Source organism: Faecalibacterium sp. Marseille-P9312, from assembly GCF_902497445.1.
Taxonomy (GTDB): Bacteria; Bacillota; Clostridia; order Oscillospirales; family Ruminococcaceae; genus Faecalibacterium; species Faecalibacterium longum.
In genome coordinates, this window is sequence record NZ_CABVEW010000002.1 from 194,956 (window position 1) to 206,590 (window position 11,635).

At 47.2% G+C, this 11,635-nt stretch carries 14 protein-coding genes; 6 read left to right on the plus strand and 8 right to left on the minus strand.

Annotated elements, in window-relative coordinates; genetic code table 11:
* Positions 1–5: 5 nt before the first annotated feature.
* The 6 genes from F3G95_RS02350 to F3G95_RS02380 form a co-directional block, all read right to left on the minus strand.
* Positions 6–1,715: a recombinase family protein gene (locus F3G95_RS02350; protein WP_149793664.1), complete on the minus strand. Its 1,710-nt coding sequence runs from the start codon at positions 1,713–1,715 to the stop codon at positions 6–8.
* 98 nt (positions 1,716–1,813) lie between these two features.
* Positions 1,814–1,993 carry a hypothetical protein gene (locus F3G95_RS02355; protein ID WP_005927535.1) on the minus strand — a complete coding sequence of 60 codons (180 nt, stop codon included), beginning with the start codon at positions 1,991–1,993 and terminating at the stop codon, positions 1,814–1,816.
* Positions 1,994–2,348: 355 nt separating this feature from the next.
* Positions 2,349–2,594, minus strand: a complete 246-nt coding sequence (locus F3G95_RS02365) for a helix-turn-helix domain-containing protein (protein ID WP_149793665.1) — start codon at positions 2,592–2,594, stop codon at positions 2,349–2,351.
* A gap of 6 nt (positions 2,595–2,600) precedes the next feature.
* Entirely contained in the window at positions 2,601–3,032 is a 432-nt protein-coding gene (locus F3G95_RS02370; protein ID WP_118623520.1) for a sigma-70 family RNA polymerase sigma factor, read from the minus strand.
* A gap of 522 nt (positions 3,033–3,554) precedes the next feature.
* Complete coding sequence (locus tag F3G95_RS02375; RefSeq protein ID WP_097793625.1) at positions 3,555–3,740, minus strand: cysteine-rich KTR domain-containing protein; 186 nt, start codon at positions 3,738–3,740, stop codon at positions 3,555–3,557.
* Between the two features lie 71 nt (positions 3,741–3,811).
* Positions 3,812–5,188, minus strand: a complete 1,377-nt coding sequence (locus tag F3G95_RS02380) for an MATE family efflux transporter (RefSeq protein ID WP_097793624.1) — start codon at positions 5,186–5,188, stop codon at positions 3,812–3,814.
* Positions 5,189–5,400: 212 nt separating this feature from the next.
* Between F3G95_RS02380 and F3G95_RS02385 the strand changes: the two genes are divergently transcribed.
* The 6 genes from F3G95_RS02385 to F3G95_RS02410 all read left to right on the plus strand — a co-directional run bounded on the left by F3G95_RS02385 (position 5,401) and on the right by F3G95_RS02410 (position 10,378).
* On the plus strand, positions 5,401–5,940 hold the full coding sequence (locus F3G95_RS02385; RefSeq protein WP_097793623.1) for a PadR family transcriptional regulator: 540 nt from the start codon (positions 5,401–5,403) through the stop codon (positions 5,938–5,940).
* Between the two features lie 309 nt (positions 5,941–6,249).
* The gene (locus F3G95_RS02390; protein ID WP_005927725.1) at positions 6,250–6,618 is read left to right on the plus strand and encodes a helix-turn-helix transcriptional regulator; all 369 of its coding nucleotides are present in this window, start codon (positions 6,250–6,252) and stop codon (positions 6,616–6,618) included.
* Between the two features lie 190 nt (positions 6,619–6,808).
* On the plus strand, positions 6,809–7,138 hold the full coding sequence (gene mobC, locus F3G95_RS02395) for a plasmid mobilization relaxosome protein MobC (RefSeq protein WP_015536573.1): 330 nt from the start codon (positions 6,809–6,811) through the stop codon (positions 7,136–7,138).
* A complete protein-coding gene (locus tag F3G95_RS02400) occupies positions 7,099–8,427 on the plus strand; it encodes a relaxase/mobilization nuclease domain-containing protein (protein WP_149793666.1) in 1,329 nt (442 codons plus the stop codon). Before mobC ends, F3G95_RS02400 begins: the two co-directional genes overlap by 40 nt.
* A gap of 111 nt (positions 8,428–8,538) precedes the next feature.
* Complete coding sequence (locus F3G95_RS02405; protein WP_097793621.1) at positions 8,539–9,426, plus strand: Bro-N domain-containing protein; 888 nt, start codon at positions 8,539–8,541, stop codon at positions 9,424–9,426.
* Between the two features lie 22 nt (positions 9,427–9,448).
* Positions 9,449–10,378, plus strand: coding sequence for a hypothetical protein (locus F3G95_RS02410; protein ID WP_097793620.1), 930 nt, complete (start codon positions 9,449–9,451; stop codon positions 10,376–10,378).
* A gap of 108 nt (positions 10,379–10,486) precedes the next feature.
* Here F3G95_RS02410 and F3G95_RS02415 read toward each other — a convergent pair whose 3' ends face one another.
* Together F3G95_RS02415 and F3G95_RS02420 are read right to left on the minus strand one after the other, a co-directional pair.
* On the minus strand, positions 10,487–10,687 hold the full coding sequence (locus tag F3G95_RS02415) for a transposon-transfer assisting family protein (protein WP_149793667.1): 201 nt from the start codon (positions 10,685–10,687) through the stop codon (positions 10,487–10,489).
* A 2-nt stretch (positions 10,688–10,689) separates the two neighbouring features.
* Positions 10,690–11,616: a hypothetical protein gene (locus F3G95_RS02420; RefSeq protein WP_149793710.1), complete on the minus strand. Its 927-nt coding sequence runs from the start codon at positions 11,614–11,616 to the stop codon at positions 10,690–10,692.
* Between the last annotated feature and the right edge of the window lie 19 nt (positions 11,617–11,635).

Below are 11,635 nucleotides of genomic sequence, written 5' to 3' on the forward strand. Positions count from 1 at the left end.
ATTTGCTAAATAGCGACATCACAGGGGGCGTAGTTCACAACTACGCCTTTTCTTGTATTCACCGATACATCGGGTGTCGGTAAAGGAAGTGCGCTTGGAATCTCGATGGTGCCCACGCAGTTGTAGTGAATGCGGAGCCGCTGCTCCCATACACCGTTGACCTTTTCTGCATTGAACACTTCGATTTTTTCCACCAGTTCATTCAGCATCCGGGGTGTCAGCTTTTTTGCTCTGGTGTACTTGCGAACCAGACTGATAAACATATCCGTTGTCATGGTGCGGCTGCTCTGCTTTTCGATTTCGGAGCGGAGCTGTTTGATTTTCTCGGTCAGCTCCTTTTGCTCGTCCTCATATCTCCGGGACATTCTGGAAAAGCGTTCGTCAGAGATTTTGCCGGAAACATTGTCCTCATAGATGCGCTCAAAGAGGCCGTCCAGTTCTTCATCACGGGCAAGGAGTGCTTTCAACTCTTTCTCTTTCAGCTTGCGGTCGGCTTCGTCCGCCTGCTGGGAGTGCCCGATAACAGCCTTCAAAAAGTCGTCCTCATAGAGGCTGGCAAACTTGGTCAGCCGCCGAATTTCGCCCAGCACCACTTCTTCCAGAAAGTCTACACGGATGTAATGGGTGGATTGGCAGGTACCACGGTTGCCCTTGTAGTTGGAGCAGTTGAAATACTTGATTTCCGGGTTGCCCTGATTGAAGTGAAAGTGCAGATTGCAGCCGCAGTCTGCGCAGACAAGTAGGCCGGAGAACATATTGTGTTCTCCGTTGCTGGTACGGCGTTTGCGCATCTTTCCACGCTTCTGCTGTACCTGCTCAAACACGGCACGTTCAATAATGGGTTCGTGAACATCTTGGAACACCACCCAATTTTCCGGGTCGTTATGAATCCGCTTCTTGTTCTTGTAGGACTTGGAGTAGGTTTTGAAGTTCAGAACATCACCACAATACTCCTGCTGGTACAGAAGATGGGTAATCGTGGAGCCATTCCACTTGGTGGCTGGACGAATCTTGCTCCTTCCGGGACGGCCGATGCCTTTCTGAATCCAGTAGGCCTGCGGCGTCAGGATGCCTTCCTTTTCAAACTGGGTGGCAATCTGTTCCGTGCCAAAGCCCTCCAACGTCATATCAAAAATGCGCCGGACAACTTGTGCAGCTTCTTCGTCAATGACCCAATGCTTGGGATTGTTCGGGTCCTTGATATACCCATAGGGAGGAAGTCCCATCGGTTCGCCGGAGTTGCCTTTGATTTTATTACTGATACGGCGTTTCTTGCTGATGTCGCGGGCATACCACTCATTGAACAGGTTTCGGATGGGTGCCAGTTCGTTTTCGCCCTCGGCCGTGTCGATGTTGTCCGAAACGGCAACAAGTCGGATGTCATGGTCTGGGAAAAATTCTTCTGTCAGCCGCCCGACCTCGATATAGTTTCGGCCCAGACGGGAAAGGTCTTTGACGAACACAGCGGAGGCTTTCCCTTGTTCAAGCTGCTGCATCATTTCAACGAAACCGGGACGGTTCATGGTCACGCCGGAAATGCCATCATCCAGAAAGTGAACCAGATTGGTATAGCCTTTTTCCTTTGCAACCTTGGTGAGCAGTTTCTTTTGGTTGCCGATGCTGTAACTCTCGCCTTCCAAATTATCATCACGGGAAAGACGCTCATAGAGAAAAGCGGTTACTTCACGGGATTTCTTGTTACTCGACTGTTTCATACTCGCTCCTTTCTTGGGACAGTCGAATAGCAAATTCACTTGTATACCTATATTATAACACGATCCGCTTTCTCTGTCCGCTGCCTCCCGAAAGGTCATTATAATTTTTCGCTTTCGGATTTCATCAGCCGGAGAAGAACTTCTCCTAAGGTCTGGGAGCTTTCTTCTTTGAACACCGGCTCAACGATAAAGGAGCGATTGCCAATACGATAAGTCGAATCCAGAGTAAGCATCTCTGGATTTTTTGTTTTTTCAGGGTTTGTCTTTTTCGCTTGCATCGTAAAAATCCCCTTTCTTAAAAATCAAAAAATGAGCCAACGGATGGCTGCTGGCAGCAGCCCACGGGAATCTCACCCCTGCATTCCTCATGCAGCCCTACTCATTGCCTGCGACGCTCTGAACGCTCGGACTTTGACGGTAAGGGAGTATCAGCCTGCCTATATGTCATGGCCCGCAAGCAGCCGCGCTTGCATTGCGGCGTGGTGGAAATCGCTCCACTTTTCAGAGAAAAGCATCGTGGCGCACCCGCCGTCCGGCTCGATACAGACAGCAACGTATCCGTTTGCCCTATGATGCACCGCCATTGTCCTGCGGGCATATTTTTCAAGGTGCAGTCCCGAAACGTGGAAAGGGTCAGACCGTTTCGGTTTTGGTTATAATAGAAGAAATCAGTTTGATTTCCAGATGGCGTTTCATGTACTCGTCTATGCACACATGAGGCTGACCGTGCTTGTCATAGAGAATGCCTGTACAGAGCTTGTTGATATAACCTCTGTAATGTCGCAAAACCTGTTCAACTGCATCGGTGTCCCCAGCGCAGGCAGAGCGAATCACCGAGAGCGGTAAAAACTCTCTGCTCGTGTGTTCATAGGAGTTCATTTACGCCTAACCTCCCTCCGGCAAGTGCGCCTTTAGCTTTTTTTGCAGCTCGTTCAGCGTTTTTGTCCGGTGGCGCTGTACAGCACTCCGGGACATTCCCATGAGGTCGCCAATCTCGCCATCGCCCAGTTCCAGAACGCAAAACAGAATCAAAATGCTTTGTTCCTGCTTTGGCAGAGTGGCAAACGCATTGGCAACAAGTTCATTGTCGATGTGCAGATCACAGCCGTAGGATGAAAATACAAATTCTTCACTTGGATAATGGTCTACACTCGTGAGCTGCCCCAGTTCTTCCAACGAAAGAACGCTGAATGACTTTTCACGGTCAAGCAGACGTTTCTTATTTCGGTGATAGTTCCGGGCCTCATTTCGCAGCACCGCTTTGCAGAACGCATCGAATCGGTACTGTTCGCCATCGTTGCGAGGGATAGCTTCCATCTTCTCACCCCCTTTCCGTGGGGATGTCGGGTGGATTTTTCCCTTTCCGCTAATATGACACCTGAAACACCCGATTCTGCCCGCTTTTTTGAAAATTTCCAAAAATATTTTTGAAACAGGCAGCTTTTCAGGCGGCAATAGAAAAGCCCAGCAGACCGAAAACGGCCAACTGGGCATAATGACAGCACGAAACGCGCAGCAGCTACATCGTATAGTACATAGTAAAAGCCCTGCTGACCCTGTGCGGGAGCAAGGCTTTTTTTGACAGTTCAAAGCTAGGCGTTCGATAGAATATCAGGCGCATAGCGGCATCCTCCTAGTGGCCGCCATACGGACGATGGAACGCTTTGATAAGCAAAAAGAACCGGCGGCCTTGATTTTCTCAAAAGCCGCTGGTTCAAAATGAGCGCATAAAATTACCTGCTCAAACCAACGGCTTTTTTATTTCCCCTTAGTCGGGGCAGGTTCTCATCATATACTGAAAAAAAGAACCGATAATCACAAGTGAATTCACCTTGTGCATTACCGGCTCTGCGTCTGTGCGTCTGGCTCTTGGATGATAGATAAATTTAGTTTTCTTACCGCAATCAGGGTTTCATGTTTGCATTTAGGACAATATAACGGAAAATTATCCAGTATTGTATCATTGCGAATTTTCAACCGCGTTTTGCTTCCACAAAAGGGACATAAAATCCATTCTATCTTCATCTTATCTTCCTCTGTGCTTAGTTTTCTTCTTTTACTACCGTATAGCAAGCTGACGTTTTTTCTTCGCCTCTTTACATTTCCGAATTGGACATAACCTGTTTTTCAGCCATAGACAATTCCCGATGAAGGTGTAACGCCATAAATACAGTGATTACTACGGAAATCACATCTGCGATGGGTTGGGCATATAGGATTCCGTTCATTCCCCATACCATAGGCAGCAGCAAAATGACAGGAACAAAGCAGACACCTTGTCTACATGCTCCCAAAAAGAAACCTGCCGCACCTTTACCCAAGGCAAGGAACAAAGAGGAGTAAACCGTGTAGAAACCAAAAAGAATGAATGTGATCCCATTTGCAAACAGTGATTTTTGACCCACTAAAATCATTTGAGTATCTCCCTTAGTAAATTGAGAGATAATCTGCATAGAAAAAACAGCCATCACCAAACCTACGACTAAGCAGAAACTTGTAGACCAAATGATTGAGGTTTTGATTGCTTCGCGCAAGCGATCAAACTTCTTTGCCCCATAGCTGAATCCAGCAATAGGCTGGAACCCTTTCAGAAATCCAAAAACAACAAGAGTTCCCATAGAAGTAATTCGCGTAACCGCCCCCATACCTGCAATGACCGAATCGCCATAATTGCTGGACGCGCGGTTAATTAGCGCAATCGAAAGACTTGTCAGCAGTTGGAACACCAAAGTGGGAACTCCAATTTTTAAAATTTCCGCCATCATTTGCCTCGTAGGAGAAAACTCTTTTATGCTGAACGTAAATACGCTTTTTTTGCGAAGAACATAGGTGAGATAAACAAGCGTGGATACCATTTGCGAAATTGCTGTGGCGATTGCTGCACCTTCTACTCCCATGTCCAAAATATAAATGAAAAGAGGGTCTAATCCGATGTTCAATACGGCTCCCAATAGCAAGGCACACATGGTCGTTTTTGCTGCACCCTCGCTACTTACAATATTGTTCATTGTTACATTAAACACATTGAAAATACAGGACAGCACATAAATTCTTGCGTATGTCGAGGCATACGGCATAATTGTTTCCGTCGCTCCCACCATCACCAAAATTGGTTTAAGGAAAATCGTAGAAAGTAGAATGATAATAGCACCAATCAGAATACTGCTATACAGTGCGGTGCTTGCCACTTTATCGGCGGTATCTTTATCTCCGCGTCCTAATAGTCTTGACAGATAGGATGCGGCTCCGTTACCGAACATAAGACCTAAACCAACCACAACTTGTCCCAACGGAAATACGATAGAAATAGCACCCATTTGACTTTTTCCCAAACCAGCCACAAAATAGGCATCCACCAGATTATAGAGTGCATTGATCAACATCCCAATCATAATCGGTATGCCGAGAGCCATCAGAGCTTTGGGGATAGGCGCACTGCCCAAAAGCTCAAGTTTGTTGTTGCGTTCATTCATTGTTAAAACTCCTTTCGTCTCTTCAGGTATAATTTACAGTAGTGTAGGCCATAGTGCTGCACAGTATAAATAATAGTACTATAATTTATAGTATATGTCAAGAGGTGAGGCAATTTATCTTGACAAAAAGTATAAAATACAATACTATATTTTATAGTGAATTTGACGGTGTTCTTTTATTCAGAAAACATAGCGAAAGGACGTGATTCCACATGGCAACCATAGATTTAATTGTATTGGGAATATTGAAAAAGGAGCCAATGAGTGCCTACGATATTCAAAAGTTGGTAGAATATAGAAACATATCCAAATGGGTAAAAATCAGCACTCCATCCATTTATAAAAAAGCCATTCAGTTAGAAGAAAAGGGGCTAATCCGAGGCGAAATCGTAAAAGAAGGGAAGATGCCAGAAAAAGTGATTTATTCCCTGACGGATGCCGGAGAAGCAGAATTTGAACGGCTCATGTTTGAGATTTCTGAAAAACCTATTAACATTTTTCTAGACTTCAACGCAGTTATTGTGAATTTGGATTCCTTGCCACCTGAAAAACAAAAATCGTGTATAGCAGAAATTGAGGAAAATATTAGTACCTTAAAATCCTATCTGGAATATAATATACAGAAAAAAGAAAATGAACCCAGTATTCCCGCAACAGGTATGGCTGTTTTGCGTCAGCAGTATGTACTGGTGGAAGCAATCCAAGCATGGATTGCTTTATTAAAAGAGAATCAAATAAATCCTTTAGAATAAAGACGAAAAAAAAATAGAGCAGTTTACCTAGAATTTAAGCTTTACTGTTACTCAAACAAGTGGCATTTTAACTCTCTACATATCGTTGGAATGAACTTCTGGATGCTGTATGTTATTTTGATCTTGGCAGGAAAGGAAGCGTTCGTGTTTATATTCTTGTGTTCGCTTTGACAACTACTGCAAAGGATTATGTATAATCAAGTGAATGATAGTAGTATCAAAATATGAATTATAAAATGTAGACAGAACGGATATAGCAACATTTCGCCAATCGCTCATGAACTATAAAATGTATATGGGTGATGCAGAATGGCGAAAATTGAGGACTGTCCCGGCTTTGAAACGTTCGGAGCGGATGTCAAGGCAGCTCGAAAGGCAAAACAACTTTCCCGCAGTGCGCTGGCTGACATGATACATTGTGACAGCCGGTATCTTGCGAACATCGAAAACGAAGGCACGCTGCCCAGCCTGCCGGTGGTGATTCAGCTGATAAAAATATGTGGTCTGCCCGTGGAGCGGTACTTCAACCCGGAACTCATGCGGGAAGAAAGTGCGGAACGTCAGCGGGTCAGCCACAAGCTGCAGCTTTGCCCGGAAGAATACTTACCCATCGTAGAAGGTGCCATTGACGGTGCCTTACGAATCCATGAACAGGAAAAAGAGCCCGTGTGTGTCTGATTGTCATGCACGGTCATTGAGAGGATGCAAAAGCGTCCTCTTATTTTTTTGCATTTTGCGGGCAAAACGGGGGTGTTGTGGTGTCATAGTAGTGGGGAAAGGTAACGTAGCAAGCATAGGGAGTGTAGCCACTCCCGGCAAAAATGCTTGCTGGGGAGTACCCCAGACCCCCAAGAAACGAGGTGAAACTATGACGAACCGAACCCGAAAAATTGTCCTGCGGGTTCCCGTGACGCCGGAGGAACAGGAACTTATCCGGCAGAAGATGGCTCTGCTGCATACCCGGAACTTTTCTGCATACGCCCGGAAGATGCTGATAGATGGTTATGTTGTCCACATCGACACCACCGACATCCGGGCGCAGACCGCCGAATTGCAGAAGATTGGTGTCAACGTCAATCAGATCGCACGGCGGCTGAACAGCATGGGGCCGCTGTACACACAAGATGTTGCGGACATCAAAGGAGCGCTGGCACAGATATGGCAGTTACAAAGATACATCCTATCAAGTCAACGCTGAAAAAGGCACTGGACTACATCGAGAATCCAGCCAAGACGGATGAAAAAATGCTGGTGTCCTCCTTTGCCTGCTCCTATGAAACCGCCGACATCGAATTTGAACTGCTGCTATCACAAGCCATGCAGAAAGGCAACAATCTGGCCCACCACCTGATACAGTCTTTTGCGCCGGGCGAAACCACGCCGGAGCAGGCCCACGAGATTGGCCGGCAGCTTGCAGATGAAGTCCTGCAAGGCAAATACCCGTATGTGCTGACCACGCATATTGACAAGGGGCACATCCATAACCACGTCATCTTTTGTGCCGTGGACATGGTGAACCAACGAAAGTATGTTTCCAACCGACAGAGTTATGCCTACATCCGGCGCACAAGCGACCGGCTGTGCAAGGAACATGGTCTGTCTGTGGTGATGCCCGGTCAAGACCGGGGCAAAAGCTATGCCGAGTGGGATGCACACCGCAAGGGCACGAGCTGGAAGGCGAAGCTGAAAATCGCCATAGATGCAGCCATCCCGCAGGCCAAGGATTTTGACGATTTTCTGCGGCTCCTGCAGGAGCAGGGCTACGAGGTCAAGCGTGGCAAGTATGTTTCGTTCCGCGCGCCCGGACAGGAACGGTTCACCCGCTGCAAAACGCTGGGTGAAACCTACGCCGAGGAAGCTATCACCGAGCGCATCAAAGGGCGGTTTGCGGAGCGGAAGCCCAAAGAAAACCGCAAAATTTCGCTGCGGATTGATTTGGAGAACAGCATCAAGGCCCAGCAGTCCGCAAGGTATGAGAAGTGGGCAAAACTCCACAATCTGAAACAGGCTGCCCGGACGCTGAACTTCCTGACGGAGCATAAAATTGATAGTTACCCGGATTTGGAAAGCCGGGTGGCCAAGATCACCGCCGCCAACACCGAGGCTGCCGCTGCGCTGAAAGCAGCCGAACGCCGGCTTGCAGAAATGGCCGTACTGATAAAGGATGTCACCACCTGTAAGGAACTGCGCCCACTGGTGCAGGAATATCAGCGGGCCGCTGATAAAAAGCAGTTCCGGCGCAAGCACGAAGGTGCTCTGATTCTCTACGAAGCGGCGGCCAAGGCACTGAAAAATCAGGGCCTCCAAAAGCTGCCCGATCTCTACGCCCTGAAAGCCGAGTATAAGCAGCTGGCCGAGCAGAAAGACCAGTTGCAGCGGCAGTACGTCGAAGCCAAACGCCAGATGCAGGAGTATGGTATCATCAAGCAGAATGTGGATGGCATCCTGCGGACAACACCGGGAAAGGAGCAGATGCAGGAACGGTAAATTTGCACAAAATATTGGTTGGATTTTTGAACTACAAACGCTTAGACTGGGTGGCGTTTCCACCCGAAATCATGTAAAATAGAACCAGACAACGAAAGCGAGGAACCCTCTATGGCAGAAGTGAAAGACAATAGCTCTATCCAGCTTTTTGAAGATCAGAAAATCCGTACTGCATGGGATGCAGAAAAGGAAGAATGGTATTTTTCAATTATTGATGTTATTTCTGTTTTAACTGGAACAGCAAATCCACGGCGATATTGGAGCGACCTGAAACGTAAGCTGAAAACTGAGGGAGCAAATGAGTTGTACGAAAAAATCGTACAACTGAAAATGTTATCCTCTGATGGAAAACGGTACAAGACGGATGTTGCTAACACTGAACAGCTCCTACGCATTATCCAGTCTATTCCGTCTCCAAAAGCTGAGCCGTTCAAGGCATGGCTGGCAATGGTAGGCAAGGAACGCATCGAGGAAACCATCGACCCGGAACAGGCCATCGACCGCGCACTTGATACCTATTTGAAAAAAGGCTACTCCGAAGAATGGATTCACCAGCGGCTTTTGGCAATCCGCATCCGCAACGAACTGACAGATGAATGGAAGAAGCGCGGAGTGCAAAAAGGCAGGGAGTACGCCATTCTGACCGATGAAATCTCCCGTGCATGGTCTGGTATGACCACAGGGCAGTATAAGCGGCTGAAAGGTCTGACAAAAGAAAATCTCCGTGACAATATGACCGATTTAGAGCTTGTTCTGACCATGCTGGCCGAAGCCTCCACTACGGATATTTCCAAGACTGCAAAGCCGCAGACCTTTGAAGAAAACAAGCAGGTTGCCAAACGCGGCGGCAAGGTGGCCGGCATTGCGCGGCAGGCTCTTGAAGCGGAAACCGGCAAACCCGTTATCACGGAAAAGAATGCGGTTGACTTCCAGCAGCTTGTAACTGACATTGTAGCAGATGCCGCCGAACTGCCAGAGGAAAAGGATAGTAAGAAGTGAAATTACCAAATCAGGGGGATATATGAGTTGTGCATACTGTGGAGAACGATCAGATTATACTAAAGAGCATATTATTTCTAGTAGCGTACTGGATTTATTTCCAGAATGTTTTGCAACCATAGATAATGCGAGAGGAAAAGCGTATGCATCAGACCCTGTTGTGAAAGATGTATGTTCCGTGTGTAACAATCAAAAACTTTCATATATTGACAATTATGCACGGGAGTTTATTGAACAGTATTTTGTTGTAGATTATAGTGAAGATGCAATATTGGATTTTCAATACAACTATGTTTTGCTTCAAAAGGTACTATTAAAATATGCCTTTAATGATTTGCGTTCGCATCATGGAGACACATCGTTTTTCACAAAAGATGTCCGGGAGTTTTTATTAAATGAAACTCTTGCTACACCGCTTTCAAATGTATCTATTTTGGCAGGGCTGGCTGTAAACACATCACCTGTTCCAGATTACTTCTTTGGAAATCTAAAACTACAATGGGCAGAAAAGCCTGTCTTTCTATCAAATAGTATGGTTGAATTTATCAATTATTCAACTGGAAAAATCTTTCCAAGAAAAGAACTGGAAATCGAATCCATGGAGGGGCTACTCCTATCGTATGTATTTCGATTTAACAGTGGACAATTTATCTTGTTATGTTGGGACGAAAGCAATCCAAAGACAAAAGATTCTCAAACGATTGCACGACTACAATATCCATATACGTTGTTACCAGAGAATGAAGGTCATGCCAAGATTGAACGATGCACAAGCGAAATAACTTATCACCGTATAGGTTTGATTGATGTTAAATGGGGACAGGGAATCATGGATGAAATCACTACTATGCGGAGACTGGCAAACCCCAGACAGCGAATGTGGTTCTTAGAAACGACAAAAAAATGGAAAGAGGAAGAAAAACAATTAGCTAAAGAACACCCTCGAAAATAAAAACAGCCGGACACAGCAGCCACAGGGCCACCGTGTCCGGCTATTTCTGTGTTGACAACGACACATTACTTTGATTAAAAATAATGTGCGGTTGTCGAGCTAGCGGTATTATTCATTCGTAAAATCAAACCTCTGTCCGTCAAAGTCGGCATCAGTCATGTGCTCCAATTTTGCAATGGTGCCATTCGCCAGCCGCCGCATTTCCGTATCCATATCCGGCAGGGCGGCCAGCATCCGCGCCATCGTCCGGTGGCGGTCAGAAGTGTGGTACATACAAATCAAATTTTCTTCTTCTACGCTGAAATTCATGGTCAGACCTCCATTTCATGTTGTTTGCTGCGGGCCGCTGCCTTTTTCGGGCTGGCGGCCTGTTTTGTTTCGGAAAGCTGCTTGCGGACGGAAGCACGGGGCTTGCGGATGCCCCTGTCCCGGTTCTCCTTTTTGTCAACCAGCGCATAGATGCCGAAACGGTCTTTCACGCTGGAAAGGTGCATGGATTTGTACGGCAGCATGGCAAGCAGCTGGTCCGTGTCCCGGCTGGATGCCAGTTTGGTAAAATAGGGCGATACCTCCACCATAAAATGATTCTTGTCCGGGCTGTTGGGAGCAGCCAGCCGTTTCATGTCTGCCGCAATGCGCTGGGCCTCGGCCTCGATCAGCCCGGTGTGCAATGCCGCAAGGTGTTCTTTGAAATCACCGGGCTGTGCAGATTCCCGACTGCGCTGCTCCTGCCGGATGGCCGTTTGCAGAAGTTCCGGGTCACGGGTCTGCATTTCATGCCGCACGAACTCCCCGAAATATTTATCCGGGCGGCTGTCGAAATGCTCTTTCGGGCCAATCTCCCGCATCCCGCTTTCGTAGATCAGGCGATTGGCGCCCACGGGCAGAGCGGCATCCCGGATAGGCTGGAAATGCTGCTGGTAGTCCAGTTCATACAGATTGCCTTGCACGGTTCCGTTGGCCGCACCGGTCAACTCCACCGCATAGGCAAGAATCCTGTCATGGGTCTGTTCGCCGCAGAATTTCCATGTGTTGTAGGCTTGCGTGTCTTTGAGCAGCACGTCCCGTTCCCGGAAGCAGAATGTTCCAGAAGGCCGGGACAGCCACAACAGCAGCTTATCTTCCGGCTGGTCGCTGCGGGCGGCCTCCCGCAGCATCTTGATGTCATAGGCAAAATCGCTCTGATAGTATGCGGTGTTCTGGTGCATAATAGCTTCCAGCGCAGCAATCACATCCAAATTTTCAAACTTTTGCACG

Coding starts and splice junctions, on each gene's coding strand:
- F3G95_RS02350 (WP_149793664.1), bottom strand. CDS start 1,715: ATGAAACAGTCGAGTAACAAGAAATCCCGTGAAGTAACCGCTTTTCTC.
- F3G95_RS02355 (WP_005927535.1), bottom strand. CDS start 1,993: ATGCAAGCGAAAAAGACAAACCCTGAAAAAACAAAAAATCCAGAGATG.
- F3G95_RS02365 (WP_149793665.1), bottom strand. CDS start 2,594: ATGAACTCCTATGAACACACGAGCAGAGAGTTTTTACCGCTCTCGGTG.
- F3G95_RS02370 (WP_118623520.1), bottom strand. CDS start 3,032: ATGGAAGCTATCCCTCGCAACGATGGCGAACAGTACCGATTCGATGCG.
- F3G95_RS02375 (WP_097793625.1), bottom strand. CDS start 3,740: ATGAAGATAGAATGGATTTTATGTCCCTTTTGTGGAAGCAAAACGCGG.
- F3G95_RS02380 (WP_097793624.1), bottom strand. CDS start 5,188: ATGAATGAACGCAACAACAAACTTGAGCTTTTGGGCAGTGCGCCTATC.
- F3G95_RS02385 (WP_097793623.1), top strand. CDS start 5,401: ATGGCAACCATAGATTTAATTGTATTGGGAATATTGAAAAAGGAGCCA.
- F3G95_RS02390 (WP_005927725.1), top strand. CDS start 6,250: ATGGCGAAAATTGAGGACTGTCCCGGCTTTGAAACGTTCGGAGCGGAT.
- mobC (WP_015536573.1), top strand. CDS start 6,809: ATGACGAACCGAACCCGAAAAATTGTCCTGCGGGTTCCCGTGACGCCG.
- F3G95_RS02400 (WP_149793666.1), top strand. CDS start 7,099: ATGGCAGTTACAAAGATACATCCTATCAAGTCAACGCTGAAAAAGGCA.
- F3G95_RS02405 (WP_097793621.1), top strand. CDS start 8,539: ATGGCAGAAGTGAAAGACAATAGCTCTATCCAGCTTTTTGAAGATCAG.
- F3G95_RS02410 (WP_097793620.1), top strand. CDS start 9,449: ATGAGTTGTGCATACTGTGGAGAACGATCAGATTATACTAAAGAGCAT.
- F3G95_RS02415 (WP_149793667.1), bottom strand. CDS start 10,687: ATGAATTTCAGCGTAGAAGAAGAAAATTTGATTTGTATGTACCACACT.